We start from the raw sequence: 895 nt of genomic DNA on the forward strand, positions 1-895 counted from the left end.
TGTTTCTGTATCGGTATTGATACGACTAATAAAAGAGCCTAAAATATCATACGTTACAATAATGTCTTTCTCTATGTATAACCAATGCAGGCTATCTTTTTTTAAAAGTAGCTTATTTGTTTCTAAATCAAGAAGGTTAAAAAATTTCTTATATTCATCGCCATATATAAATATAACAGAATAAGGTTTTCCAAAATTAATATATTTAATATTCTTCATATTATTTATTGGTAAAAACTTATCCTCAACTAATTTTTCACAATATCCATCACTATACTTAATATATAGTACCTTATCTATCTTTTTAAAAATCATAGGAGTATATCTCAAAGGATATATCTTATTGTTAAAAAAAAGATAGTTTTGATTTTCTTCTTTATAAGCATATAAGTTTAAACCAGCATCGAATTCGGTTACATTTTTCTTTGTTTCTTTCAATTTGTATTTTTTCATCGGGTAATAAGAATTGAATTTCTAAAAGGTTGATAATCTATTTCTTTCGATAGCAATTTATTTTTCGCCAATCTTTCTAATTCAAATTCATCAGTTATACCAATTTTCTGCCAAAGTTGTTTTTTTGCATAATAAACTCCTTCAGCATCTTTAGCTATAGCACTTTCAAGTTTTTTTATGATATCTTCTTTTGTAATACCTCTACCTCCTTGTTGGATAATATATAGCTGGTCAAAATCATCAATAACTTCTAAATACGCTTTATATTGCCCTAAGTTTTTGAAGCTATTCCTCTCTTTCAAAAATGTATAAGTTATCTTTTATGTCTTTGATATACAATTTATTACCACTCATATATAAGGGTTGGGGGGGGACTAAACGATTGCGAGTAGCTTTTCTTTCTTCAAAAGGAAGAAGTTCGTATTCCCACACTAACTTTCTT

Annotated in this window: 1 protein-coding gene and 1 pseudogene; both read right to left on the reverse strand. The window is 27.2% G+C overall.

Annotated features, from left to right (window positions below):
• Nucleotides 1–453, reverse strand: a pseudogene (locus tag HMPREF9071_RS04740) (hypothetical protein); the annotation flags it as partial.
• Nucleotides 450–755 (reverse strand): hypothetical protein, encoded by a 306-nt coding sequence (locus HMPREF9071_RS04745; RefSeq protein WP_009745444.1) that lies wholly within the window; start codon nt 753–755, stop codon nt 450–452. The gene HMPREF9071_RS04745 and the pseudogene HMPREF9071_RS04740, both read right to left, overlap by 4 nt.
• Between the last annotated feature and the right edge of the window lie 140 nt (nt 756–895).

The organism is Capnocytophaga sp. oral taxon 338 str. F0234 (genome assembly GCF_000192225.1).
GTDB lineage: Bacteria > Bacteroidota > Bacteroidia > Flavobacteriales > Flavobacteriaceae > Capnocytophaga.